This is a genomic window from Burkholderia arboris (genome assembly GCF_902499125.1).
GTDB classification, from domain to species: Bacteria; Pseudomonadota; Gammaproteobacteria; order Burkholderiales; family Burkholderiaceae; genus Burkholderia; species Burkholderia arboris.
In genome coordinates this window covers 14395-39714 of record NZ_CABVPX010000041.1, presented here as the reverse complement: position 1 = coordinate 39714, position 25320 = coordinate 14395, and the positions used below count along the sequence as shown (strand labels likewise).

The window sequence follows — 25320 nt, the reverse complement described above, 5'->3', positions numbered from 1 at the left end:
TGCGGAGAGCGAAAGGATGCTTGCGGATGAGATGTCACGTGCTGACTATCGTTAACATTTGGCGCGAGGGGAATCCGCGAGTGTGCGCAGCCATGCCTGCACACGCAACCGGGATTGCCATTTGTAGCAATTATGCCGTGGCGGCGGGCGCCACGGGCATCCCGGCGGGAAAAAGGGCCGCAAGACAGGGGCTCGTTGCCCCGCTCCGGCCGGCGCCGCGCGGCGCCGAAACGCCAAATGCTTCTGTATATAATGCGTCACCTCGATACGCATCCCGCCAGCTGCACCCTATGTTTGATATTTCGGTGATTCTCAACGCTCACAATGAGGGCGGCATCATCAACCGGACGCTCCGGTCCCTGGCTGAAGCGTCAGACTTCGCAAGAGCCCGCGGTATCACCCTGGAAATTGTCGTCGTCCTCGATAACCCGAACGAAGCGACCCGCTCCGTCATCGCATCGGCTGACCTCTCCAGTTTCGACGGAGTCCAGACGATCGAGGTGTCGAACCGCTCGCTGGGTCTGAGCAGAAACTCCGGTTGCGAGATCGCGCAAGGCGAGTATTTCGCCACGGCCGATGCCGACGATCTCGTCTCGTTCAACTTCTTCGTCGAAGCACTGGCTGCGGCCAAGCGCTACGGCAACGATGCGCTGCTGTTCCCGCAGTACCTGATCGCATTCGGTTCGATGTACTTCATTACCGAATACGGCGAAGCGGACCTGATGCCGTTCCTGCTGGCGGACATCCATCCGTACGTGTCGCGCGTGTTCTTCCATCGCTCCACGTTCGAGCGCCTCAAGTACGTTCACTGCGACACGCAACGCGGCCACGCATTCGAGGACTGGCACTTCAATGCGAGCGCGATCGCGCTCGGGATGAAGGCGCACTACATCCCCGACTCCGTGCTTTACTATCGCCAGCGCCAGCAGAGCATCATGGCGGCCGCGCGCAACCAGAGCGTCGAGCTCGAAACACCGGATACCGACCTGTTCGACCCGGCCGTTTACCTGCGCGTGTTCGCGGACGACTATCGCGCGTATCGCGCCGGCGAACGCATGCTGCCGCCGTGGTACGACGTCAAGCAGAAGTTCCTCGGCAGCCGGCTGCTGTCCGACATGACCGAGGCGGCCAACCGGATCGACCCGGCCGTCGACACGCTGTCGCTGCGGCACGGCAGCCAGACGAGCGCGATGTGGTCGACGCCCGAGCCGTCCGCGGTCTACTACGAGATGTGCGAGGCCATTCGCGACGCCGGCCCGATCACGGACGTGTTCCTGATCCCGTTCCTGCCCGCCGGCGGCGCGGAGCGCTACATCCTCGACGTGATGAACGGCCTGCTGGCATGCGGCGCGTCGAAGCGCATCCTCGTGCTGTCCGGCGAGCCGATGGAGAAGCACGCGTGGCTGTCGCGGCTGCCCGACGCGGCGATCTTCGTCGACATCGCGGTGCTCGGCCAGAAGCTCGACGACCGCCAGCGCGATCGCATCACCGCGCGCCTGATTCGCGCCGCGGCACCCGATGCCCGGCTGCACGTTCGCGCATGCGTGTTTTCCCACCGCATGCTGAGCCGTCATTTCGCGCAGTTCAGCGGGCGTGACGTCACGTACTACCGGTTCTGCGACACGCGCGTCTACGAAAACGACGTATCGATCATCTCCGGCGGCGCGGTCGAGTTCCTGACGAACAACATCCAGCACATCACGCGAATCGTCACCGACAACGGCCAAACGGTCGTCGACGACGAATTCATCTTCGGCGCCAGCGCGTCCCGCTGGAACAACCTTCCCGCGCTGCTGCACGGCGTCAAGGAACCGACGCTCCACGCGACGCCGCGCCGCCGCCTGCTGTGGGCATCGCGGCTGGATGGCCAGAAGCGGCCGCAACTGGCCGTCGCGCTGTCGAAGTACTTCGCGCAGAGCGGCACCGGCATCACGCTCGACCTGTACGGCGGTATTACGCCGGGGTTCGAAGTCGACCTGGCCGGTGCAAGCTACAAGGGGCCGTTTTCGGCGTTCGCGGATCTTCCGCTGCACGAGTACGACGCGCTCGTCTATACGTCGTGGTTCGACGGATTGCCGAACGTCATTCTCGAAGCGATGGGCTCGGGGCTCCCGGTCATCGCGCCGAACATCGGCGGTATCGGCGAAGCCGTGCTCGACGGCGAGACCGGCCTCCTCATCGAGGCATCGAACGACCTCGACGAAGCCGTCGACGCGTATCGCGAAGCCATCGAGCGCCTGTACGCCCAACCCGGTCTGCTCGGCGCGCTGTCGAAGCGCGCGTCCGACTACGTTCACGACAAGCACGGCGACGCACAGTACGTCGCGAACATTCAGCGGATATTCGGTATGAATGCCTCCCATCAAGAGTCCCACCCGCCTGCCCAGGCGCCTGCCGGCCAAGCCGCGTCATCCGCGGAAAACCAGGAAGAACTGCGTCGCCTGAGGCGCGAGCTCGCGGACGCACGCGCAAAGCTGCTCGTCCACGCTCGCGAAGCCGACGTCCTCCGCAGCGAGTCGGTCGAACTGCGGCAATACGCGAACCAGTGGGTCGCGTTTCAGCGCGCGCGCATTTTCATCGTCTATCGCGCGTATCTGCGCCTGCACCGGATTCCGGTGCTGGGCCCGCTGCTGCGGGCAATCATGCGGCCGTTCACGGGGAAGTAACCACGGGGCCCGGCACCGCGCCGGGCAAACCGTCAGACCGGGCGCGCGTGCAACGCGCGCGCCCTGCTCCGGTCAGTCGTGCGGCGCCTGCCCGTGCGCCACCATCACGCCGGGCTCCACATACCCGAGCAGGCCCGCATAGGTTTCGGCGCTCGTCCACACGATGCGGTCGAAGTACGAATTGAACTCCCGCAGGAAATTGAGCACCGGCGGCGGCGCATCCGCCGTGACGACCATCTCGCATCGCTGCCCCTGCCGCCACGCTTCCTTCAGTTGCGCGATCGACGGCATCGACTTCGCGTCGCTCGAAAAATGCGTGACCGGCCCGGTTCGGTCGCGTCCGTCGCAAAGCCACCTGCCGGCAAACTGCCGCCGGACGATATTGGTTCGCCTGAACTGACCGACGCTATCCGATGACGTGACGGAGCGTGTATGGATCCGGTGCCGATAGAGCGGCTCGTGGAGGTAATGGAAGCTGCCGAACTCCGCGATCTTCAGCGCCAGCTCCCAGTCCTGGATGCCGGAATAGGCATCGACCGACCCGCCGGACTGCAGATACGCACGGCGCCGGATCACCTTCAGATGCGATGCGACCATGCCGTCGAGCAGGTCGTCCTTGATGCTCGCATCGTTCCTGAACGCAATGGCCGGATAGCCGCCGTAGTCCGCGCGCCGGATCTCGTCACCGCTTTCGTCGATGTCGAACCGGTCGGTGAACAGGTAGTCGCATGGCTGCCCCTGCGTCAATACCTGGGCGACACGGGACAGCGCGCCGGGCGCCAGCGTGTCGTCGCAATCGACGAACGCGACGTATTCCCCGGCCGCCTGTTCGACCGCTTCGTTCTGCGTGCGCGAAATACCCTTGTTTTCGCTGTTGAGGACGATCCGCACGTTCGGGTGAGTGCCCTGCAGCCCACGCAGCAGCGCGGTCGTGCGCGCATCGGGAGAGCAGTCGTCGACGCAGATGATCTCGAATGCGACGCCCTGCTGTTCGATCACGGACAGCAGGCAGCCGTCGATGTAGTCGAAGTGGTTGTATGCCGGGATCACGACGCTGATCAGCGGTGCCGCCGACGTCGGCATCTTCGCGATGGCGGCCTGCAGTCGGGCAAGCTTCTGCGCGTGCAGATCGGCGGGAGCGGCCGGCGACGCGGCGGCCCCCGATCCGGTTGCATGCGCGTGGCCGCGCAACTGCGCGATTTCCTCGACGTACGCCGGATGCTTCCGATAGAAATTCTCGAACCAGTCGACCGCCGATTCGAAGAACGCCGGTTCGCGCGCGGACACCATCGCGTCGATCTTGGCGGCTGCATGCAGCCAGCTCTTGCCCATCTTCACGTACGATCGGCGCATGCTTTGCGCATGCTGCCGGTAAATCGCATTGTGCGCGTTGAGGTAGGCCATGCGTGCGCCGCGCGCACTCAGGCCGCACCAGAACAGCCAGTCTTCCTTCGCGCGCGCGGACGTGTCGAACGGCGCGTCCATCAGCACGGTCCGGCGAAACAGCGCGCAGTGAATCGGAATCGCGAAGCCGCGCTCCCATTTGTACAGAAAATCGGACAGGCCGAGCGCCGAGTGCGCGATCGCTTCGTCGTTCTTCGAAAAGACCGAGCGGGTGTCGTCGCACAACAGGAAGTTGGACACCGATACGTCGAGCGCATTCGCCACCTGGAAATGCGCCACCTGCAGGTCGAGCTTCGGCGGAACGATGAGGTCGTCCGCATCCAGCAACTGCACGAATTCGCCGGCCGCGGCCGCGATCCCCGTGTTGCGCGCGCCCGAAAGCCCCGCATTCTGCTGCGCAATCACCCGCACCGCGGGCGACAGCGCTTGCGCCGCACGCAGATGGATATCGGTCCGGGGTGCCGTGCTGCCGTCGTCGACGACGATGATTTCCAGCGGCCCGCGATACGCGTCGAGGACCGACGAAATCGACTCGTTCAGATACTGCGCCTGATTGAAACAGGGGATTACCACCGATACGAGCGGCAACGACGGATCACGCGAGTCGTCAACGCCCGACTCTTTCCGGTCAGCTCCCATAACCTTCCAACTCCTTGACATGCTCGACGAACCGCTGCCACGTATGGCGCCCGTCGATCAGCTCGACGAGCGCGCGGGCGCGCGCTTCGGCTTCCTGCGAATTCGAAATGACGGACTCCATCGCCGCGCGATAATCCGCAACCTCCGGCTTCTCGGACAGCGGATATCCGGTCGAATCCGATATCAGCTCGCCCACACCGCCCACCGTCGGGGCGATGACCGGCACACCCAGCGTCCCGATCTCGAGCAGGATGTTCGGCATGCCTTCCCACTTCGACGTGAAGATGAAGCCCGTGTACGCACGTTCGCGCACGAGTTCTTCCGGGGACGTGAACGGCCCCATCAGATGCAGATTCGCGAGATCGGGCAGCTGCTCGCTGACGTTCACGACCGCCTGGCCATAGACGTAGAAGTCGATGTGCGGGCATGCCTGCACGAGCGCCAGCAGCAGGTCGACACGCTTCTCCTTGTCGAGCCGCCCGGCCCACAGAAATGCCGGGCGCTGCCCCGCCAGATCCTGCCCGCGGCTCGCGATACGCGCGAGCGCCCGGGCCTTCCATCCGTCGGTCGCCATCCGGCTGGGGTTGTACACCGCATGCAGCTTGTCGCCCTGCTGCCCGAGGTTGTATTCGGCGCGCGCATCGGTCACGAAGCGCTGGTTGTCGGACAGCAGCGCGGTCAGCGCCGGCAGCCCCGGCTGCAGGAAATAGGCCGCGTAGCCAATCTTGCTCTTGCCGTCCTCCGCGAACTGGAACGCAAAAATGCTGGCGAACAGGCGCGTGACTTCCTTGAGCCGGCCCCCCTGCGAGATGACCGCGTTCCACGCGACTTCGCTGTTGATGTTGTGGAACACGGCGGGCCGGATCGCCAGCAGCATGTCGTACAGGAGCGCCTGCTTCAGCGCGTACGAATCGTCGCCCGTGAAATCGCGCAGGACGACCACATGCACGCCTTCGATCCGCGCGACGCGCTCGTCGACCAGGTCGCGATCGGCGACGACGATCAGGATCTGCCGATCGGGATGGATCTCGCGCAACGCTTTCGAGAAATTGAGCGCGACGTTCTCCGCGCCGCCCGTTCCGAGGAACGGCACTGCAATGACATGGCTGACGTTACGCACGCCCCGCTGCGCGAGGTCGAGCAGCAGGTGCTGCAGGCGCGACTCGCGCGCATGGTCGAGCAACTTTTCGCGCCGGACCGCCGAGCGCAACGCCTGACGAATCGACTTGCCCTGACGCAACGACGTGATAACCGGCGAAATGGCCTTGCGAACGCGCCACTTCGCCTCCTGGCTCACCGGCAGGCGATGGTAGACGCGTTGGGCAAAGTACAGAAGATGCTGGTATCGCGGCATGGTTAGATATCTTGAATCATTCGCTGGTGCACGGGCTATCGGCTCAGGCGCCGGTACAGATTATCCGCCTTGCCCCAGATGGTGCCCCTGACACGATCGAGTTCCGTCTGCGCGTCGGCCAGGCTGGCGGCTAGCCGCCCTTCCCGCTCGGCCGCGGCGCGCAACTCGGCCCTCGCGTGTTCGAGTTCCGCGGCGATGCGCTCGCGCTCGGTACGCGCCTGATCCAGTTCGGCAAGCGCGCGGTCGCGTTCGACGCGAATCAGCAGTTGAAACGTCGCGGCGTCGCCGGACGCCTGCGCGTCCACCGCGGGCGCCGAACCTGCGTACTCGCCCTCCGGCCTCGACAGCCGCTCGCGAACCGCGGCAAACGTCTGCGGCGACCAGCCGGATGCGAGTCTCGTCACGAACGCGGTCAGTTCGGCATTGAAGAACAGATGCGGCGGAATCCTGAACGTGTCCTCGTGACGGTCGTACACGCGCAGCATCTCGATCAGCTCGAGAAACCGCCGCCAGTCGCCGTCGATTTCGAAGAAGCGGCCGACGAACGACTCCATGCTCTTGCGGAGCAGGTCGAAGCGCCCGATCCGCTCGAGGTACGGATGCACGACACCGCCGGAGATGTCCGCATACTCCCACATCAGCGCATCGCGATTGCGATGCGTGATGTTGCCGCCGTGCGCACGATACAGCAGGAGCGCGTCCTTCATCACATGGAACCGCGCGCCGCCGGCGAGCGAACGCAGCCAGAAATCCCAGTCCGGCGAGTAAGTCAGATCCTCCCGGAACAAGCCGATACGGTCGTGCGTGGACTTCCTGACCAGCACGGTCGAATGGCACAGGTGGTTCTCCCACACCCAGCTGTCGGGTGCATTCAGGTCGAGATCCTGATTGAACCACGGCGCATAAAAGCACTTGTCGGCATCGACCGGCTGGCTCGATGCATCGATCTCCGCCATGAAGCTGCCGCAGATGTCGACGTCCGGATGTGCATCCAGGAACGCCACCTGCACCGCCAGCTTTTCGGGCACGAACACGTCGTCGGAATCCAGGCTCGCGATGAATTCGCCGGACGCGAGACGCAGCGCCGTGTTGTACGCCGCGCACGCGCCCTGGTTCCGCTCCTGGCGCACCGCGCGAATCCGCGGGTCGTCGAACTGCTGGATGACCTCCCAGGAATCGTCGGTCGAACAGTCGTCGACAATGATCAGTTCCCATGACGCGTACGTCTGGGACAGCACCGACCGAATCGTCTCCCCGATGAATCTGCCGTAGTTGTAAGACGTCGTGAGAACGCTGACACGCGGCCGCGATTCCCCGGTCGAATAATTATTGTTTGCCATTGCAGATGTATTGAATGATGTCGACGATGCGATTCGCCCCGTCTTCCCCAAGCTCGCCGTATAACGGCAACGCCAGCACTTCGCGGGACACGCGCGTCGCAACCGGCAGGCGACCCGGATCAGCGCTCGGCAGCGCGCGGTAGCAATTGTGCTCGCTGCAAAGCGGGTAGAAATAGCGCCGCGAAAACACGTTGAACTGCTTCAGCGTGTCGTACAACTGGTCGCGCGACACGCCGCATGCCTGCGGGTTCACGCGCACGATGAAATACTGCATGCTGTGGCCGACGTTCGGCGGCAGCCGGAAGCACGTGATGCCGGGAATCTCGTCCAGGCGGCTCAGGTAAACCTGCGCCACGCGTTGCCGCGCGGCATGCTCCGCATCGTAATGGGCGAGATTGACGAGGCCCAGTGCCGCCTGCACTTCGTTCATCTTGCCGTTGGTGCCCGGCATGATGACTTCGGTTTCGTTCAAGATGCCGAAATTCTTCAGCAGATCGACGCGCCGCTTCATCGCTTCGTCCGCCATCGCCAGCCCGCCGCCCTCGGCCGAATGAAACAGCTTCGTCGCATGGAAGCTGTACATCGTCGCGTCGCCGAACTCGGCCACCGGCTTGCCGTCGATTTCCGTGCCGAACGCGTGCGCGCCGTCGTAGAGCACCTTGACGCCGTACTGCTCGCGAATGCGCTCGAACGCCTTCACGTCGCACGGCATCCCGTAGACGTGCACGCCGAGCACGCCCGTCGTGCGCGGCGTGATCAGCGCTTCGGCCACGGCCGGATCGATGGTCAGCGTGTCCTCGTCGATGTCGCAGAACACCGGCGTCACGTTGTTCCAGTGCAGCACATGCGGCGTCGCGGGAAACGTGAACGGCGTCGTGATGACTTCACCGGCGAGCCGCAGCGCCTGGCAGGCGACGAGCAGCGCGCTCGTCCCGTTGTTGAACAGCGAGAAATGCCGGGCGCCGAGCCGCTTCGCGAGCGCGGCTTCCAGCGCGACGTGCTTCGCCCCGCCGTTCGTCAGCCACGCGCTGTCCCAGATGTCTTCCAGCTGCGACGTGAACTCGCCGAGCGGCGGCAACATCGGTCTCGTCACATAGATCGGATTGGCGAAACCATCCGGCTTTTGTCTCATAGGGCGCTCCTGATTGATTCCTCGTGCGGATCCGCACGCCGGCCCCGGCGCCGGATCCACTGCCGGCCAACGCTGCGTCAGGCCACCGTCTTCGACAACAGCCGCGTCTGGACCTTGTTGTCGAAATGCACGGCGCCATACAGCGGCAGGTAGGTGCCGCGCGAGACGTTGAACTGCACGGCGATCGGCACATGATCGCACGTGTCGACCTGGCCGATGCTCAGGTCCGTCGGCACCGACGTCGCCGCGCTGATGCTGTAATCGCCGCCGCGCAGCGACACCTTGAACGTCCAGTCGACCACGTGAACTTCGCCCGCGTGCAGGTCGTACAAATGCGCATGCTCGAGACCGGTGTCCGAGTACGCGATATCGAAGCCGTTCTTGTCGCGCAGGTGATAGCCGAACGCGAGCAGCGGCAAATCTTCCTCGATGCTCACGACCATGCGCAGCGTCACGGTGTCGCCGTACGTGACCTGGCGCGTCGCGCGGCCCTGTTCGTTCAGCAACTGCACGTTGACGAAGCTCGCGCGGCCGTTGCGGATCCGCTGGAACGCCGCCTGCTTCTGGAACTCGTCCGCACCGTCGTTGAGGCCGGCGTCGAGTTCGGCGATCTGCGCCGCCGGCGCATCGGCGTCCTCGATCACGTGCTGCTTCTTGCGGACGTAGGACGAGTAATACGATTCGATCACATGGTCCGTCGAGCCGACGGCCAGCATGTTGCCGTGATCGAGCAGGATCGCGCGGTTGCACAGCGCCTTCACCGAGCCCGGATCGTGGCTGACGAACAGCAGCGTCGTGCCGCGATCCATCAGCTTCTTCATCACGGCCATGCACTTTGCCTGGAACAACGCGTCGCCGACCGACAGTGCTTCATCGACGATCAGGATGTCCGGATTGACGTGGATCGCGACCGAGAATGCCAGGCGCACGTACATGCCCGACGAATAGGTCTTCAACGGCTGGTTGACGAAATCGCCGATCTCGGAGAATTCGACGATCGCCGGATACTTCTCTTCCAGCTCCTCTTCGCTCATCCCGAGAATCTGGCCGTACAGCATCACGTTCTCGCGGCCGGTGAATTCGGGGTTGAAGCCCGACCCGAGCTCGAGCAGCGCGGCGACCTTGCCGTTCGTTTCGACGTGGCCGGCGCTCGGCGAGAGTGTCCCCGAGATCACCTGCAGCAGCGTGGATTTTCCGGAGCCGTTGTGACCGACGATCCCGATCGTCTCGCCACGTGCGATGTCGAACGAGATGTCGCGCAGCGCCCAGAATTCCCGGTAGTACTGCTTGCGGGCGCCGAACAGCATCTGCAACAGGCGCGCGCGCGGGCTATCGTAAATATGAAAGACCTTGCTCAGGTCCTTCACGCTGACTGCGAGATCAGAGGACATCTGCGAATCCTTTCCTCGTGCGATTAAACCATTGGTAGCCCAGCGCCGCGACGACGACACTGACGACCATCATCAACAACACACCGGTCCAGCTCGGCACGGTCCCAAAGATGACGACGTTGCGGCTTTGCTCGATGACGAACGCGAGCGGATTCATCCCGACGATACGCTGGTAATGGGCCGGCAACGAGCTCACCGGGTAGAACACCGGCGTCAGGAACATCAGCACCGTCGTTACGAGCCCGATCGACTGGCCGATGTCCTGGATGAACACGCCCAGCGACGCCAGGAACCAGCAGACGCCGAGGGTAAACAGGATGAACGGCAACACGATCAGCGGGAAATACACGATCGTCGCGTGCACGGGGAAACCCAGCACGAGCATCGCGAGCACCAGCACGCAGAAGCTGATCCCGGCATGGAACAACGCGACGAGCAACGCGACGACCGGCAGCACCTCGAGCGGGAACACGACCTTCTTCACGTAGTTCGCGTTACTGATGATGAGCGACGGCGCACGGTTCACGGCTTCCGAGAACACCTGGAACATGATCATCCCGACGAACAGCACGACGGCGAATTCGGTCTTCGAATCGGATCCGGTGTTCCAGCGCGCCTTGAAGATCACGCTGAACACGAACGTGTAGACGGTCAGCAGCAGCAGCGGGTTGAAGAACGACCACAGCAGGCCGAGCACCGAGCCGCGATAGCGGCCGACCACTTCGCGGCGCGCCATTTGGAGGATCAGGCGGCGATGCCGCCAGATGGGGAGTGATGGTTGAATGAGTTCCCGCATGACAATCTCTAGCTAGGTCATGCCGCACGCACGACGCGGCATGAATTGGGATGTGCGCCGCCCGGGCCGGGCGGCATCAGGCATCGAACAGTTCCGCGAGGACAAGCGCAAGCCCGTCCGACCACTGCGGCCGATGCAATCCGAAACGCTCGTCGAACCGCGTGTTGTCGAGCACCGAAAAGGCCGGACGCGCGGTCTTCGCCGGATAGTCGGCCGCGGGGATCGGCGTCACCTCGCGGATCGACAGGTCGACCTGCGGGGACAGGCGTCTGGCGCCGGCGAAAATGGCTTCGGCAAACGCGTGCCACGTCGTCTCGCCCTGCGCCGTCATGTGATACAGGCCGCTCGCGAACGATCCCGCCCGCCGCTCGGCAAGCGCTTTCGCCGCCGCGTGCGCGGTCAGGTCGGCAATCATGCGCGCGCTCGTCGGCGCGCCGAACTGGTCGCTGACGACGGACAGCGTCTCGCGACTCGCGCCGAGCCGGAGCATCGTGCGCAGAAAATTCTGCCCGCGCGACGCATACACCCACGACGTGCGGAACACGAGCCAGTCGCCGCCGGCTGCGGCGATCGCCTGTTCCCCGGCCAGCTTGCTCGCGCCGTAGACGTTCAGCGGGCACACGGCGTCGCTTTCGGCATACGGCGTCCGCTTGCTTCCGTCGAACACATAGTCGGTCGAGAAATGGATCAGCAATGCGCCGCGCTTGCGGGCGGCCTGCGCGAGCACGGCCACCGCGTCGCGATTGATCGCGAACGCAGCGTCGGGCTCGTCCTCGGCGCGATCCACCGCCGTATAGGCGGCCGCGTTGACCACGAGATCGGGCGCGAGCGCGTCGACATACGCGCCGACGGCAGCCGCGTCGCCGAGATCGACGGCGTGACGCGTCGCGGCGACCACCTCACCCAGCGGCTGCAGCGCGCGGACGAGCTCCCATCCGACCTGCCCGTTCGCCCCCGTCACGAGAATCTTCATGCGTAGGTCTCCAGATCCGCCAGCACGGTGCCGGCGAGATCCTTCGGCGCGACCATCGGATCGCCGTCGAGCGGCCAGTCGATGCCGACCTGCGCATCGTTCCACAGCAGCACGCGCTCGAATTCGGGATACCAGAAATCGGTCGTCTTGTACTGGAACGTCGCCGTCTCGGACATCACCAGAAAGCCGTGCGCAAATCCGGCGGGCACCCACATCTGCAGGTGGTTTTCCGCCGACAGCACGCTGCCGACCCATTTGCCGAAGGTCGGCGACGAACGGCGCAGATCGACGGCGACGTCGAACACGTCGCCTTCGACGACGCGGACCAGCTTGCCCTGCGCATGGCTGATCTGATAGTGCATCCCGCGCAGCACCGATTTGCCCGAGCGCGACTCGTTGTCCTGAACGAACTCGACATCCGCAACCTGCTCACGGAATTCCCGCTGATTGAAGCTCTCGAAGAAGTACCCGCGAGCGTCGCCGAAGACCCTGGGTTCGATCAGCTTGACGTCTGGAATTGCCGTGGAAGTTACCGTGATTGCCATAGGATCTTTTCCGTCAGTAGGTTCTTCAGATATTGCCCGTACCCGTTCTTGGCGAGCGGCGCTGCAAGCTCCAGCAGGCGCTCGGCATCGATCCAGCCCAGTCGGTATGCAATTTCCTCCGGACACGCGACCACGAGACCCTGACGTTTCTGCAAGGTTGCGATGAAAGCCGCGGCCTCCATCAGCGAATCGTGCGTGCCCGTATCGAGCCACGCATAGCCGCGCCCCATGATCTCCACCTGCAGCTTGCCGGCCGCGAGATAACGGGAATTGACGTCGGTAATTTCCAGTTCGCCGCGCGCCGACGGCTTGATGTCGGCCGCAATGTCGCACACGTCGTTGTCGTAGAAATAGAGGCCGGTCACGGCGTAGCGCGAGCGCGGCTGGAGCGGCTTCTCCTCGATCGACAGCGCGCGCATCTGGTCGTCGAATTCGACGATGCCGTAGCGCTCCGGATCCTGCACGTGATAGGCGAACACGGTCGCGCTTTCGGTGCGCGCGTTGGCCGCTAGCAGCTGCTTGGCGAGATCGTTGCCGTGGAAGATGTTGTCGCCGAGCACGAGCGCGCTCGGATCGTTGCCGATGAAGTCACGCCCGATGATGAACGCCTGCGCGAGCCCGTCCGGCGACGGCTGGACCGCGTACTGCAGGTTCATCCCCCACTTCGAGCCGTCGCCCAGCAACGCCTGGAAGCGCGGCGTATCCGCCGGCGTCGAAATGATCAGCACGTCGCGAATGCCCGCGAGCATCAGCGTCGAAAGCGGGTAGTAAATCATCGGCTTGTCGTACACCGGGAGCAGCTGCTTCGACACCGAGTAGGTAATCGGATAGAGCCGCGTGCCCGAGCCGCCGGCGAGGATAATGCCTTTACGTGCCATCGATCAGACCCTCACGTGCGTTGCGCGTAGTTGGTTTCGACCCACTTGCGGTAATCGCCCGATGCGACGTCGTCCACCCATGCCTGGTTGTCGAGGTACCAGCGCACGGTCTTCGCGAGCCCCGTCTCGAACGTCTCTGCAGGCTTCCAGCCGAGCTCGCGCTCGAGCTTGCGCGCATCGATCGCGTAACGGCGGTCGTGGCCCGGACGGTCCGTCACGTAGGTGATCTGCTCGCGATACGAACCCGCCGCCTTCGGCCGCGCCGCGTCGAGCAGATCGCACAGCGTATGCACGACGTCGAGGTTCTTCTTCTCGTTCCAGCCGCCGATGTTGTACGTCTCGCCCGGCACGCCGCGCGCGAGCACTTCGCGGATCGCACTGCAGTGGTCGCCGACGTACAGCCAGTCGCGCACGTTCTGGCCATCGCCGTAGACCGGCAGCGGCTTGCCCGCGAGCGCATTCGCGATCATCAGCGGAATCAGCTTCTCCGGGAACTGGTACGGGCCGTAATTGTTCGAGCAGTTCGTCGTGAGCGTCGGCAGGCCGTACGTATGGTGATACGCACGCACCAGGTGATCGGAGCCGGCCTTCGTCGCCGAATAGGGGCTGTTCGGCGCGTACGCGGTCGTCTCCGAGAATTGCGGATCGGTCGCGGACAGCGACCCGAACACCTCGTCGGTCGACACGTGCAGGAAGCGGAAGGCCGCCTTGTCCGTCTCGTTCAGGCCGTTCCAGTGCATGCGTGCCGCCTCGAGCAGCGTGAACGTGCCGACGACGTTGGTCTGCACGAAATCGGCCGGCCCGTGGATCGAGCGGTCGACGTGGCTTTCGGCGGCGAAGTGGATCACGGCGCGCGGCTTGTGCGCGGCGAACAGCGCATCGAGTGCCGCGCGATCGCAGATGTCGACCCGGGCGAACACATGATCCGGATTCCCGTCCAGCGGCGCCAGCGTACGCAGGTTGCCCGCATAGGTCAGCTTGTCGACATTGAGCACGGCCTCACCGGAAGCCGCCACCCAGTCGAGTACGAAATTGGCACCGATAAAACCCGCGCCGCCGGTAACCAGGATCATGAAACTTCCTCTAGTAATAATGTGCGGCGCGCCTGGCAGACGCGCATCGCACTCCCTGTCATGTCACAGTGGCCAAGTCTCGGCCGATCAGGCCCGGCATTTTAACCGGTCGCCATGACCGGCAAAGCCACGAGATGTTAATTTCGGAGCGAAAATGACAATTATAGGAATCCAGTCGGCGCCAACTCCATGCTGCTAACAACTTGATACAGCGCCCCGGCCCTTTGCGTCACGAAAAATCGCATGCCCCGCACGTGCTCCGACGGGGAACGACTGTTGCGTCGCGCGTGTGTTTATGCGATTTTTTTCTCAGTTCATCCCGATTCGTCACGATCCGACCCTCATGCTTCCGACCCCCATCGCCATCGGCGACCTCCAGGGCTGTCATTCCGCTTTCCAGGCGCTGTACGCAAAGCTTTCGGCGCCCGCCGGTACGCCGCTGTGGTTCGCCGGCGACGTCGTCAACCGCGGGCCGGGCTCGCTCGCCGCGCTGCGCGCGCTCGTCGACCTCGGCCCGCGCGCAACCGTCGTGCTCGGCAATCACGACCTCCACCTGCTCGCGGTTTCGGCCGGCCTGCGCACCGAGCGCCCGGGCGACACCATCGGCGAAATCCTCGACGCGCCGGACGCCGACGCGCTGCTCGACTGGGTCCGCCACCGCCCGTTCGTGCATGCGGAGCACGGGATGCTGCTCGTGCACGCGGGCGTGTTGCCGCAATGGGATACCACGCTCGCGCTCGAACTCGCGGACGAGCTGCAGCGCGCGCTGCGCGCGCCCGACTGGCGCGACACGCTGCAGAAGCTGTACGGCAACGAGCCCAATCAATGGAGCCCCGATCTCAAGAAGCGCGACCGGATGCGCGTCGCATTCAACGCGTTCACACGCGTGCGCTTCTGCACGCCCGACGGCGCAATGGAATTCAAGGCGAACGGCGGCCCCGACAGCGCGCCGCCCGGCTACCTGCCGTGGTTCGACGTGCCGGGGCGCCGCACGGAGGACGTGACGGTCGTGTTCGGACACTGGGCCGCACTCGGCCTGATGCTGCGCGAGAACCTGGTCGCGCTCGATTCGGGATGCGTATGGGGAAACCAGTTGTCGGCCGTACGGCTGACGGCCGATCCGGCGCAACGCACGGTCACGCAGGTGCAATGCGAAGCATGCCGCTCGCCGGGCGGCGAGTGACGGCACGCCCGTTCGCGTGAACCGGCGGCGTGTCAGCCCTCGCGCCCCGGCACGGGCTCGTCGGCTGCCGCCTCGCCTGCCCCGCCGGCACCAAGCTCGGTTGCCGGATACGCATGCTTCTGCAGCTCCGCGAGCGACTCGGCCGACGGCTTGCCAACCCTCTCCTGCAGCGTCGCGAGCGCCGCCGCGATCGCGTCGCGCGCCGCCGCGGACGTGGTCCGCCGGTCGCCGCCCGGCGCGATCGGCTCGCACACGTACAGGTGCGCGACGAGCGGGCCGCCGCGCAGCACCATGTCGAGCGACTTGCCGAGCGACAGCTCGCCCGTGTAGGCCGGCGCGACCGACTGCCGCCGCTGCGCGTCCTCGTACATCAGGCAGATCGGCTGCACCGCGCAGCCGGCCGATACCGCGGCCTGGAACAGGTTCGCGTGGAACGGCAGCAGCGCCTGGCCGTCGGACGTCGTCCCTTCCGGAAACACGCACATCAGCCCGCCGTTGCGCAGGCGCTCGGCCATCTCGTGCATGATCCGCATCGCCTCGGTGCGCTTCTCGCGCTGCAGGAACACGGTGTCGAGCTTCTCGGCGAGCCAGCCGACCACCGGCCACTGCCGCACCTCGGCCTTCGACACGAACGGCGTCGGCCGCCACGCGTTGACCGCATAGATGTCGAGCCACGACACGTGATTGCCGACCACGAGCGCGCTCGCGTCGAGCCGCGCGCCGTCGTTGTGGACGACGAGGCGCATCCCGCAGATCCGCAGCATCTTGAGCGACCAGCGGCGCGTCATCTCGGCGCGGCGCGCGGGCGTGACGTGCGAAAAACGCAGCGCGACGGTCGCCATGCCGCGCAACAGGTGAATGACGAGACGCAGCTTGCGAATGGCGGTCATGGCGAAGGTCCGGCGTGGTTCAGTGGCGCTCGAACGCGACCTGCCCGGCCACGAGCGTCGCGCGCACGGTAGCCGGCAGTTCGTAACCGAGGAACGGCGAGTTGTGGCCCTGGCTCTTCAGCGCACGCGGCTCGACGCGCCAGTGTCCGCGCGGGTCGAACACGCACAGATCGGCCGCGCCGCCCTCGGCCAGGCGGCCTGCCGGCAACTGCAGCACATCGGCCGGCGCGGACGTGATGCGGCGCAGCGCCTGCGCGAGCGGCGTACGCGTCTCGTCCGCCCACTTCAGCGTCAGCGACAGCAGCAGCTCGAGCCCCGTCGCGCCGGGCGTCGCTTCACCGAACGGCAGCAGTTTCTCGTCGTCGTCGACCGGCGTGTGGTCGGAGCAGATCGCATCGATCGTGCCGTCGGCGAGCGCCACGCGGATCGCTTCGCGATCGCGCTCGCTGCGCAGCGGCGGATCGAGCCGGAACTGCGAATCGAAGTAGCCGATGTCGACGTCGATCAGATGCAGATGGTTCACGCCGACGTCGCAGGTCACCGGCAGCCCTTCGGCCTTCGCCTCGCGCACAAGCGCGAGGCCGGCCGCGGACGACAGACGCGCGAGGTGCACCCGCGCGCCGGTCACGCGCATCAGTTCGAAGATCGTGTGCAGCGCGATCGTCTCGGCCGCGACCGGCACGCCGGACAGACCGAGCCGCGACGCGAGCGCACCGCTCGCGGCGACACCGCCGCGGCCGATGAACGCGTCGAGCGGACGCAGCCACGTCGTGTAGCCGTAGGTACTCGCGTACTGCAGCGCGCGCAGCAGCACCTGCGTGTCGCGCACCGGCACGTTCGCATGCGTGAAGCCGACGCAGCCGGACTCGGTCAGCGCGACCATCTCGGTGATCACTTCACCCTTGAGGCCGACCGTCAGTGCGCCCAGCGGGTGCACGTTCGCCTGGTGCAGGTTGCGCGCACGGAACTTGAGCATCTCGACGAGGCCCGGCTCGTCGAGCACGGGGTCGGTATCCGGCGGACACACGAGCGTCGTGACGCCGCCCGCGACGGCCGCGGCCATCTCGGACGCGAGCGTCGCCTTGTGTTCGTAGCCGGGCTCGCGCAGCCGCGCGCACAGGTCGACGAGGCCGGGCGCGACGATCAGGCCCGTTGCGTCGATGGTCTTCGCGGCGTTGAAATCGGCCGGCGCCTTGCGGTCCTCGGCGATCGAGACGATCTTGCCGGCCGCGACGAATACGTCGGCCTGCCGCTCGGTGCCGGCGACCGGATCGATCAGCGTGCCGCCTTTGATATGAATCTTCATGCGCTGTCAGTGAATGCGTTGTTTGCGTGAATAAGGATGCGCGAAAGCGGGCTCAGTCGCTGTTGCCGGCGACGATGCCCATCACCGCCATCCGCACGGCGATGCCGAACGTGACCTGGTTGAGGATCACCGACTGCGGGCCGTCGGCGACCTGCGAATCGATCTCGACGCCGCGGTTCATCGGGCCCGGGTGCATCACGATCGCGTCGGGCGCGGCGAGCGCGAGGCGCTCGGGCGTCAGGCCCCACGTCTTGAAGTATTCCTGCGCGGACGGCAGCAGCGCGCCGCTCATCCGCTCGTTCTGCAGGCGCAGCATGATGATCACGTCGACGCCCTTCAGCCCTTCGTCGAGGTTGTGAAACACCTTCACGCCCATCTGCTCGAGCCCGCCCGGCAGCAGCGTGCGCGGGCCGATCGCGCGCACTTCCGGCACGCCGAGCGTGGTGAGCGCGTGAATGTCGGAACGCGCGACGCGCGAATGCAGGATGTCGCCGACGATCGCCACGCGCAGCTTCGTGAAGTCGCGCTTGTAGTGACGGATCGTGTACATGTCGAGCAGGCCCTGCGTCGGGTGCGCATGGCGGCCGTCGCCGGCGTTGATCACGTGCACGTGCGGCGCGCAGTGCTCGGCGATCAGGTACGGCGCGCCGCTCGATGCGTGGCGCACGACGAACAGGTCGGCATGCATCGCCGACAGGTTGTTGATCGTGTCGAGCAGCGATTCGCCCTTGCTCGTCGACGACGCGTTGATGTTCAGGTTCAGCACGTCGGCCGACAGGCGCGTCGCGGCGATCTCGAAGGTCGTGCGCGTGCGCGTCGAGTTCTCGAAGAACAGGTTGAACACGGACTTGCCGCGCAGCAGCGGCACTTTCTTCACTTCACGGTCCGTCACGCTGACGAACTGCTCGGCCGTATCGAGGATGTGATTGACGATCGAGCGCGGCAGGCCCTCGATCGACAGCAGGTGCTTCAGCTCGCCGTTTTTCGTGAGCTGCGGGTTGCCCTTCAGGAAACCGTAGCGGAACCGGTCGGGGCTCGCGGCCGCAGCGGGATTGCCGGTGCGGCCAGTGGTGTCGGTGGTCATGGTATGCGTGATTCCAACTATGCAAACGGGCCGCGGTGCAAACCAGCGGCCCGGGATACGGTTCGCGTGTCGTTCAGGCGCCGTGCGGATCGACGCTCAGCGTGAACTGCGCGTCGTCGCGCGCGAGCACGAGCGTCGTGCCGGCCGGCACGTCGAGCGTACCGCCCGCGAAGCGGGCGGCGACCGGCAGTTCGCGGCCGCCGCGATCGGCGAGCACCGCGAGTTCGACCGCGGCCGGACGGCCGTAGTCGAACAGTTCGTTGAGCGCCGCGCGCACGGTGCGCCCGGTGTACAGCACGTCGTCGACGAGCACGATGCGCGCGCCGTCGACGTCGAACGGCAGCGACGTCGGGCTGGCCTGGCTGTGCAACCCCTTCTTCGCGTAGTCGTCGCGGTGCAGCGCGACGTTCACGACGCCGAACGCCGGTGCGCCAAGATCGCGCGCGAGACGCTCGGCCAGCCATGCGCCGCCGCTGTGAATGCCGGCGAGGCGCGGGCCGCCCGGTTCGGCGAACGCCGTGCCGTACGCGGCGCGAATCTGGTCGAGCAGGACGCGGTAAAGCGCCTCGGCATCAATGGTGCTCATGGTCGGACAATTGATCGAGATACTGTTGAAGGATGACGCGTGCGGCCTCGGCATCGAGCATCTCCGCGCGGGCACGGCCGCGCACGTTGCGCTCGCGCAGCCCGGCCTCGGCCTCGACCGACGAATAGCGCTCGTCGACCCACGTGACCGGCAGCCCGAAGCGGCCGTTCAGCTGGTTGCCGAAGCGCTTCGCCTGCTGCGTCATGTCGTGCGGCGTGCCATCAGGATGCATCGGCAGGCCGACGACGAGCGCGTCCGGCCGCCATTCGGCCAGCAGGTCGCCGACCGCCTTGAAGCGGTGTTCGCGGTTCAGATTCTGGATCACGACGAGCGCACGGGCCGAGCGCGTCAACGCGTTGCCGACCGCGACGCCGATCCGTTTTTCGCCGTAGTCGAACGCCAGGAGCGTCGCATCGCGCGCGCTCGCGCCACTCATGCGTGCCCTGCTTCGCCGGACAGCATCGACGAACTGACGCCGAGCAGGCCGAGTGCGGCTTCGAAACGCTCTTCGGCCGGCGTGTCGAACACGATGCGCGGATCGGCGGCCACGGTGAGCCAGCCGTTGCGGGAAATTTCTTCCTCGAGCTGCCCTGCGCCCCACCCGGCATGGCCGAGCGTCAGCAGGAAGCGCTTCGGGCCGGTGCCCGTCGCGACCGCCTCGAGCACGTCCTTCGACGTCGTCATCTCCAGCCCGCCGTCGACGGACATCGACGAGTTGTAGCTCGCGCCTTCCACCGGCTCGTGCAGCACGAAGCCGCGCTCGGTCTGGACCGGGCCGCCGAAGTACACGGGAATGTGCAGCAGCGGCTCGATGTCGAGCTTCAGGTCGATGCGGTTGAACAGCGATTCGAGATCGATATCGGTAGGACGATTGATGACGAGGCCGAGCGCACCGCGCTCGCTGTGATCGCAAAGATAGACCACCGTTCCCGAGAACGTCGGATCGGCCATGTTGGGCATGGCGATCAGGAACTGGTTGGTGAGATTGATGCGATCGGAAGGCTTTGACATGGTTTGAATTTTAGCAAAGACGCCGCGACCTGACCGGGCCGCGATCAACAAGCAACGCCGCGCCACGCTGGCAACGGCGCGCGCGGATCACACGGCACTCTAACACGCGCGCGGGCGCTGTCGGCAGCGTGTTGCAGGCCCGCGCGACAAGGGGCGCCGCCATGTGCCCGTCCCCTTGTTCGTCAGGTCCGGCCGAGCGCCGTGCCGAGCGCTTCGGACGCCGCGGTAAGGTCCGGCGGCGCGACGCCGGCCGCGATCTTCAGCAGCGCCGCGCGCAGCATGTCGGACGCGTGGCCGTGCGCGTCGACGCCGCCGTCGGCGAGCGGCACGCCGTGGGCGGCACGGCGCCACGCAAGGCCGAGCGTGTCGGCCAGCAGTGCCGCATGGCCGAGCCCGAGCGCGCACGCGGCCGTGCCGACCCGGTAGGCGGCGCCGGACGCGTGCCAGGCCGCGCCTGCATCGGCCCGGGCCGGATCGGCCGCGAGATCGGCCATCGACGCATCGGCCGTCTGCAGGAAATCCTCATAGGCATGCGCGTTGACGGTCACGACGCCGAGCGCGCGGGTCGGCGCGACGGCGAGCGCATCGTGCTCGGCCCGCGCCGCATCGGCCTCCCACAACGCTTCGGACGCGGGCGTGCCGGCCACGTGCCAGTCGACCGTCAGCCCGTAGTCGTGCAGCACGTCGACGAGCGCGACGTCCTCTGCCGCAGCGCCGAACAGCGCGAAATCGCGCCACAGCAGCGCCACCGTCTCGCGCACGAGCGCGGGCGGCGCGCTGCGCCGGCCCTGCGCGTGCTCGCCGAGCAGCAGATTGGTCCGCGCGAGAAAGCGCTTCAGCTCGGGCGCGCCGCTTGCGCGCAGCGCGCGCAGGCAGGCGACCGCGAGCCGCCAGAAATCGTAGGGGCCGTCGTCGGTGAGCGCGACCTGCATCGCGTCGAGCTCGTCCAGCGCAGCGTCGGGTGCACCGTGCTCCGCGCGCAGCACGCCGAGCAGCGCCTGCTCGTAGCGGGCGCGGATCCGGGCCGCCATCGCGTCGGGCAACGCGCGCAGCGTGGCCGGCGGCACCGCGCGGCCGACGAGCGCGAGCGCATCGAGCGGCGCGCTCGCACGCAGGTCGGCGGCGCTTTGCGCGCGCAATGCACGGAAATGCTCGAAGAGAACGGGCGAGCACGCGAGCTCGCGCAGGTTGTGGCGCCCGAGGGCCGCGCGGAAATCGCGCAGCGCGGCACGCCAGCCGGCCGGCGTCGGCTCGGCGGCGACGAGCGGCACGGCGGCCGCCAGTTGCCCGGCGAAACGCGCGGCCGGCAGCCAGCCGGCCTCCGCCAGCACGGCCGCGGCCGCGGAAAGCGGCGCAGCCGCATCGTCGTGCCGCTCGAATGCGTCGGCGGCCGCCGCAAGCCATGCGTCGGCCGCGCGCACGGCCCCGCCACGCGGGTTGGGCAGTGCGTCAGGGTGGGGAACGTTCGCCGGATCGGACGTCATGGACACGCGCGCCTGTCATCGTCAAGTCGCTCGCGCGAACCGCGGCGCGCGAGCGCCGGGCCGGTGCGAGGCCTGAGCGGGGTGTCCGTGGGCCAGGGGTCCGGTCAGATCTGGACCATCTCGAAGTCTTCCTTGCGGGCGCCGCATTCAGGGCACGTCCAGTTGATCGGGACGTCTTCCCAGCGCGTGCCCGGGGCAATGCCCTCTTCCGGCAGCCCGGCTTCTTCGTCGTAAATCCAGCCACAAATCAGGCACATCCAGCTCTTGTATTCCATCTTAGCCGCGTCGGGAAAAGTCGGTAAATTCGGGAGCCATGATGGTACCGTGTCGGGGCCGGACTGCCTAGCAATCGCGCTGGAGGACAGCGACTACGTTGCGCTGCGCTAAAAAATCCATCGTGCAGGCCGGATTCCACCGCATAATGGTTGAAAAGTGCGGCCTGCCGGGCAACACAGGGCCGAAAACGGCCACGCGCCTCGCCGTCCGCATCTCCGTCGCTTTCCCGTTTTTCTCTTGCCCCATTTTTACATGTCCAGCAACGCCCCTCCGATCGTCCTCACCTTCGGCCTGTCCGATCCCACCGGCGGCTCCGGCCTCCAAGCCGATCTGATGACCCTGGCGAGCATGGGCTGTCACGGCGTGTCCGTCCTGACGGGCTATACCGTGCGCGACTCGGCCGCCTGCGAAGAAGTGACCGGCCTCGACCCCGACGTCGTCGCCGCGCAGGCGCGCATGCTGCTCGAAGACATGCCGGTTGCCGCGTTCAAGATCGGCGCGGCCACGCGCGCGGAAGTCGTGAGCGCGATCGCCGAAGTCGTCGCCGACTACGACGGCGTGCCGCTCGTGCTCGCGCCGGATTTCACGCTCGACGACGAGCACGTGCTCGCGGCCGACGACCTGCGCGAATCGATCGCCGACCTGCTGGCGCCGCAAACCACGCTGCTGGTCGCCGACCACGCGACGCTGATCGCGCTCGCGCAACCGGACGGCGATGCCGAGGCGCCGAATCTCGACGCGGCCGTGTCGCACCTGCTGTCGCAGGGCTGCGAATACATCCTGTCGTCGGAAACGGGCTCGCACCGGCTCGTCAACACGCTGTACGGCGAGGAAGGCCAGCTTCGCGAAGACATGTGGGATCGCTCGCCGCACCGGTTGATGGGCATCACCGACACGCTCGGCGCGGCCATCGCGGCACTGCTCGCGAACGGCCAGGAGCCGCCCGAAGCTGTCCGCGAGGCGCAGGAATACCTGTACCAGGCGGTGCGCGACGCGTTCCGGCCCGGCATGGGCGCCTACCTGCCCGACCGGTTCTTCTGGGCGCGCAGCAACGACGATTCGGACACGCCGCCGGCCGTGAAGGCCGACCCGGTACTGAGGACGTCGCACCGGCATTGACGCGCGATGCGGCGGGCCGGCCCCGCCGCCGCACATGCCGCGCCGCTTCGGGCGCGACGTTCCGGCCGCCCCGCGCGCATCAAACTCCTCGCGCCAAATAAAAAAAGACCCGCATCGCTGCGGGTCTTTTCTTTTGGCTGGAACGCGCATCGCTGCGCGCTCCGGACACCTCGACCGAAGTCGATTACATGTCCATGCCCATGCCGCCCATGCCGCCCGGCATGCCGCCCGGCATCGGTGCGTCTTCCTTCGGCAGTTCTGCGACAGCCGCGTCCGTCGTCAGCAGCAGGCCTGCAACCGACGCTGCGTTCTGCAGTGCGGTGCGCGTGACCTTGGTCGGGTCGACGACGCCGGCCTCAACCATGTCGACGTACTCGCCCGTTGCCGCGTTGTAGCCGTAGTTGCCCGTACCTGCAGCAACTGCCGCCACCACGACGCTGGCTTCTTCGCCGCCGTTCGTGACGATCTGGCGCAGCGGCTCTTCCATTGCACGCAGCACGATCTTGATGCCGGCGTTCTGGTCGGCGTTCGCGCCGGTCAGGGCCGCGATCGCGGTGCGAGCGCGGATCAGCGCAACGCCGCCACCTGCCACGATGCCTTCTTCCACAGCTGCGCGCGTTGCGTGCAGTGCGTCTTCGACACGTGCCTTCTTTTCCTTCATTTCGACTTCGGTCGCAGCACCGACCTTGATCACTGCAACGCCGCCGGCCAGCTTGGCCACGCGCTCTTGCAGCTTTTCACGGTCGTAGTCCGACGTCGCTTCTTCGATTTGCGCGCGCACTTGCTTCACACGTGCTTCGATGTTCACGGCTTCGCCTGCGCCGTCGATGATCGTCGTGTTTTCCTTGCCCACTTCGATGCGCTTCGCCTGGCCCAGTTCTGCCAGCGTTGCCTTCTCGAGCGTCAGGCCGGTTTCCTCGGCGATCACTTGGCCGCCCGTCAGGATCGCGATGTCTTCCAGCATCGCCTTGCGACGATCGCCGAAGCCAGGCGCCTTGACCGCAACGGTCTTCAGGATGCCGCGGATGTTGTTCACGACCAGCGTCGCGAGCGCTTCGCCTTCGATGTCTTCAGCGATGATCAGCAGCGGACGGCCAGCCTTCGCGACTTGCTCGAGCACCGGCAGCAGATCGCGGATGTTCGACACCTTCTTGTCGTGCAGCAGCACGAACGGGTTGTCGAGAACGGCGACTTGCTTTTCCGGGTTGTTGATGAAGTACGGCGACAGGTAGCCGCGGTCGAATTGCATGCCTTCGACGACGTCGAGTTCGTCGGCCAGCGACTTGCCGTCTTCGACGGTGATGACGCCTTCCTTGCCGACCTTGTCCATCGCTTCAGCGATGCGATCGCCGATCGACGTGTCGCTGTTCGCCGAGATCGAGCCGACCTGTGCGATTTCCTTGTTCGTCGTGCACGGCTTGCTGATCTTCTTCAGCTCTTCGACAGCCGCTGCGACTGCCTTGTCGATGCCGCGCTTCAGGTCCATCGGGTTCATGCCCGATGCGACGTACTTCATGCCTTCGCGAACGATCGATTGCGCGAGGACGGTTGCCGTCGTCGTGCCGTCGCCTGCGTTGTCGCTGGTCTTGGAAGCCACTTCCTTGACCATTTGCGCGCCCATGTTCTGGAGCTTGTCCTTCAGCTCGATTTCCTTCGCGACCGACACACCGTCCTTGGTGACCGTCGGGCCGCCGAAGCTGCGCTCGAGCACCACGTTGCGGCCCTTCGGACCCAGCGTGACCTTGACTGCGTTGGCGAGAATGTTCACGCCTTCGACCATCTTCGAACGGGCGGAATCGCCGAATACGACGTCTTTAGCTGCCATCTTCTAACTCCTTGAATTCTTGGGAATATGTACCGTCGGAGGACGCTTACTTGGCGTTGACCACGGCCATGATGTCTTCTTCGCGCATGACCAGCAGTTCGTTGCCGTCGACCTTGACGGTCTGGCCTGCGTACTTGCCGAACAGGACGCGATCGCCGACCTTCACGTCGAGTGCGATCGGGGCGCCCTTGTCGTCACGCTTGCCCGGGCCGATGGCCAGGACTTCGCCCTGGTCCGGCTTTTCAGCAGCGGCGTCGGGGATGACGATGCCCGAGGCGGTCTTGGTTTCCTGATCCAGGCGCTTGACGATCACGCGATCGTGCAAAGGACGAAGGTTCATATTCACTCCTCTCTTGACTGAGATT

23 protein-coding genes are annotated in these 25320 nt (G+C 65.9%); 3 read left to right on the top strand and 20 right to left on the bottom strand.

Features of this window, described 5'->3' with window-relative positions:
• Nucleotides 1-92: 92 nt before the first annotated feature.
• Nucleotides 93-2666 carry a glycosyltransferase gene (locus BLA15945_RS33580; RefSeq protein WP_174994376.1) on the top strand — a complete coding sequence of 858 codons (2574 nt, stop codon included), beginning with the start codon at nucleotides 93-95 and terminating at the stop codon, nucleotides 2664-2666.
• 72 nt (nucleotides 2667-2738) lie between these two features.
• Here BLA15945_RS33580 and BLA15945_RS33575 read toward each other — a convergent pair whose 3' ends face one another.
• The 10 genes from BLA15945_RS33575 to rfbB all read right to left on the bottom strand — a co-directional run bounded on the left by BLA15945_RS33575 (nucleotide 2739) and on the right by rfbB (nucleotide 14191).
• Complete coding sequence (locus BLA15945_RS33575; protein ID WP_233464355.1) at nucleotides 2739-4643, bottom strand: glycosyltransferase family 2 protein; 1905 nt, start codon at nucleotides 4641-4643, stop codon at nucleotides 2739-2741.
• Nucleotides 4644-4698: 55 nt separating this feature from the next.
• Entirely contained in the window at nucleotides 4699-6063 is a 1365-nt protein-coding gene (locus tag BLA15945_RS33570) for a glycosyltransferase family 4 protein (RefSeq protein WP_059235767.1), read from the bottom strand.
• Between the two features lie 35 nt (nucleotides 6064-6098).
• On the bottom strand, nucleotides 6099-7403 hold the full coding sequence (locus BLA15945_RS33565) for a glycosyltransferase (RefSeq protein WP_174994387.1): 1305 nt from the start codon (nucleotides 7401-7403) through the stop codon (nucleotides 6099-6101).
• Nucleotides 7390-8535: a DegT/DnrJ/EryC1/StrS family aminotransferase gene (locus tag BLA15945_RS33560; protein WP_059235771.1), complete on the bottom strand. Its 1146-nt coding sequence runs from the start codon at nucleotides 8533-8535 to the stop codon at nucleotides 7390-7392. The genes BLA15945_RS33565 and BLA15945_RS33560 overlap by 14 nt, the downstream gene beginning before the upstream one ends.
• A 77-nt stretch (nucleotides 8536-8612) precedes the next feature.
• Nucleotides 8613-9926 (bottom strand): ABC transporter ATP-binding protein, encoded by a 1314-nt coding sequence (locus BLA15945_RS33555; RefSeq protein ID WP_059235773.1) that lies wholly within the window; start codon nucleotides 9924-9926, stop codon nucleotides 8613-8615.
• Nucleotides 9916-10722 carry an ABC transporter permease gene (locus BLA15945_RS33550; protein WP_059235775.1) on the bottom strand — a complete coding sequence of 269 codons (807 nt, stop codon included), beginning with the start codon at nucleotides 10720-10722 and terminating at the stop codon, nucleotides 9916-9918. Before BLA15945_RS33550 ends, BLA15945_RS33555 begins: the two co-directional genes overlap by 11 nt.
• A 76-nt stretch (nucleotides 10723-10798) precedes the next feature.
• On the bottom strand, nucleotides 10799-11695 hold the full coding sequence (gene rfbD, locus BLA15945_RS33545) for a dTDP-4-dehydrorhamnose reductase (protein ID WP_174994374.1): 897 nt from the start codon (nucleotides 11693-11695) through the stop codon (nucleotides 10799-10801).
• Nucleotides 11692-12240 (bottom strand): dTDP-4-dehydrorhamnose 3,5-epimerase, encoded by a 549-nt coding sequence (gene rfbC, locus BLA15945_RS33540; RefSeq protein WP_174994373.1) that lies wholly within the window; start codon nucleotides 12238-12240, stop codon nucleotides 11692-11694. The genes rfbD and rfbC overlap by 4 nt, the downstream gene beginning before the upstream one ends.
• Nucleotides 12225-13118: a glucose-1-phosphate thymidylyltransferase RfbA gene (gene rfbA, locus BLA15945_RS33535; RefSeq protein ID WP_174994372.1), complete on the bottom strand. Its 894-nt coding sequence runs from the start codon at nucleotides 13116-13118 to the stop codon at nucleotides 12225-12227. The genes rfbC and rfbA overlap by 16 nt, the downstream gene beginning before the upstream one ends.
• Before the next feature lie 11 nt (nucleotides 13119-13129).
• Nucleotides 13130-14191: a dTDP-glucose 4,6-dehydratase gene (rfbB, locus tag BLA15945_RS33530; protein WP_059235783.1), complete on the bottom strand. Its 1062-nt coding sequence runs from the start codon at nucleotides 14189-14191 to the stop codon at nucleotides 13130-13132.
• Nucleotides 14192-14534: 343 nt separating this feature from the next.
• Between rfbB and BLA15945_RS33525 the strand changes: the two genes are divergently transcribed.
• Nucleotides 14535-15374, top strand: a complete 840-nt coding sequence (locus tag BLA15945_RS33525) for a symmetrical bis(5'-nucleosyl)-tetraphosphatase (RefSeq protein WP_174994371.1) — start codon at nucleotides 14535-14537, stop codon at nucleotides 15372-15374.
• Nucleotides 15375-15406: 32 nt separating this feature from the next.
• Here BLA15945_RS33525 and BLA15945_RS33520 read toward each other — a convergent pair whose 3' ends face one another.
• The 8 genes from BLA15945_RS33520 to BLA15945_RS33485 form a co-directional block, all read right to left on the bottom strand.
• Nucleotides 15407-16264, bottom strand: a complete 858-nt coding sequence (locus BLA15945_RS33520; RefSeq protein WP_059235787.1) for a lysophospholipid acyltransferase family protein — start codon at nucleotides 16262-16264, stop codon at nucleotides 15407-15409.
• 19 nt (nucleotides 16265-16283) lie between these two features.
• Nucleotides 16284-17570: a dihydroorotase gene (locus BLA15945_RS33515; protein WP_174994370.1), complete on the bottom strand. Its 1287-nt coding sequence runs from the start codon at nucleotides 17568-17570 to the stop codon at nucleotides 16284-16286.
• 52 nt (nucleotides 17571-17622) lie between these two features.
• Nucleotides 17623-18654 carry an aspartate carbamoyltransferase catalytic subunit gene (locus BLA15945_RS33510; RefSeq protein ID WP_006476735.1) on the bottom strand — a complete coding sequence of 344 codons (1032 nt, stop codon included), beginning with the start codon at nucleotides 18652-18654 and terminating at the stop codon, nucleotides 17623-17625.
• 73 nt (nucleotides 18655-18727) lie between these two features.
• The gene (gene pyrR, locus BLA15945_RS33505) at nucleotides 18728-19240 is read right to left on the bottom strand and encodes a bifunctional pyr operon transcriptional regulator/uracil phosphoribosyltransferase PyrR (protein ID WP_059235792.1); all 513 of its coding nucleotides are present in this window, start codon (nucleotides 19238-19240) and stop codon (nucleotides 18728-18730) included.
• On the bottom strand, nucleotides 19227-19676 hold the full coding sequence (ruvX, locus tag BLA15945_RS33500) for a Holliday junction resolvase RuvX (protein WP_011351144.1): 450 nt from the start codon (nucleotides 19674-19676) through the stop codon (nucleotides 19227-19229). Before ruvX ends, pyrR begins: the two co-directional genes overlap by 14 nt.
• Nucleotides 19673-20251: a YqgE/AlgH family protein gene (locus BLA15945_RS33495; RefSeq protein WP_006491354.1), complete on the bottom strand. Its 579-nt coding sequence runs from the start codon at nucleotides 20249-20251 to the stop codon at nucleotides 19673-19675. Before BLA15945_RS33495 ends, ruvX begins: the two co-directional genes overlap by 4 nt.
• A gap of 182 nt (nucleotides 20252-20433) precedes the next feature.
• The gene (locus BLA15945_RS33490; RefSeq protein ID WP_059235796.1) at nucleotides 20434-21735 is read right to left on the bottom strand and encodes a hypothetical protein; all 1302 of its coding nucleotides are present in this window, start codon (nucleotides 21733-21735) and stop codon (nucleotides 20434-20436) included.
• Nucleotides 21736-21839: 104 nt separating this feature from the next.
• The gene (locus BLA15945_RS33485; protein WP_004186709.1) at nucleotides 21840-22010 is read right to left on the bottom strand and encodes a rubredoxin; all 171 of its coding nucleotides are present in this window, start codon (nucleotides 22008-22010) and stop codon (nucleotides 21840-21842) included.
• A gap of 253 nt (nucleotides 22011-22263) precedes the next feature.
• Between BLA15945_RS33485 and BLA15945_RS33480 the strand changes: the two genes are divergently transcribed.
• Complete coding sequence (locus BLA15945_RS33480; RefSeq protein WP_059235797.1) at nucleotides 22264-23130, top strand: hydroxymethylpyrimidine/phosphomethylpyrimidine kinase; 867 nt, start codon at nucleotides 22264-22266, stop codon at nucleotides 23128-23130.
• A gap of 184 nt (nucleotides 23131-23314) precedes the next feature.
• Here BLA15945_RS33480 and groL read toward each other — a convergent pair whose 3' ends face one another.
• Together groL and BLA15945_RS33470 are read right to left on the bottom strand one after the other, a co-directional pair.
• Nucleotides 23315-24955: a chaperonin GroEL gene (gene groL, locus BLA15945_RS33475; RefSeq protein ID WP_011351137.1), complete on the bottom strand. Its 1641-nt coding sequence runs from the start codon at nucleotides 24953-24955 to the stop codon at nucleotides 23315-23317.
• Between the two features lie 46 nt (nucleotides 24956-25001).
• Nucleotides 25002-25295 carry a co-chaperone GroES gene (locus BLA15945_RS33470; protein ID WP_059235800.1) on the bottom strand — a complete coding sequence of 98 codons (294 nt, stop codon included), beginning with the start codon at nucleotides 25293-25295 and terminating at the stop codon, nucleotides 25002-25004.
• Between the last annotated feature and the right edge of the window lie 25 nt (nucleotides 25296-25320).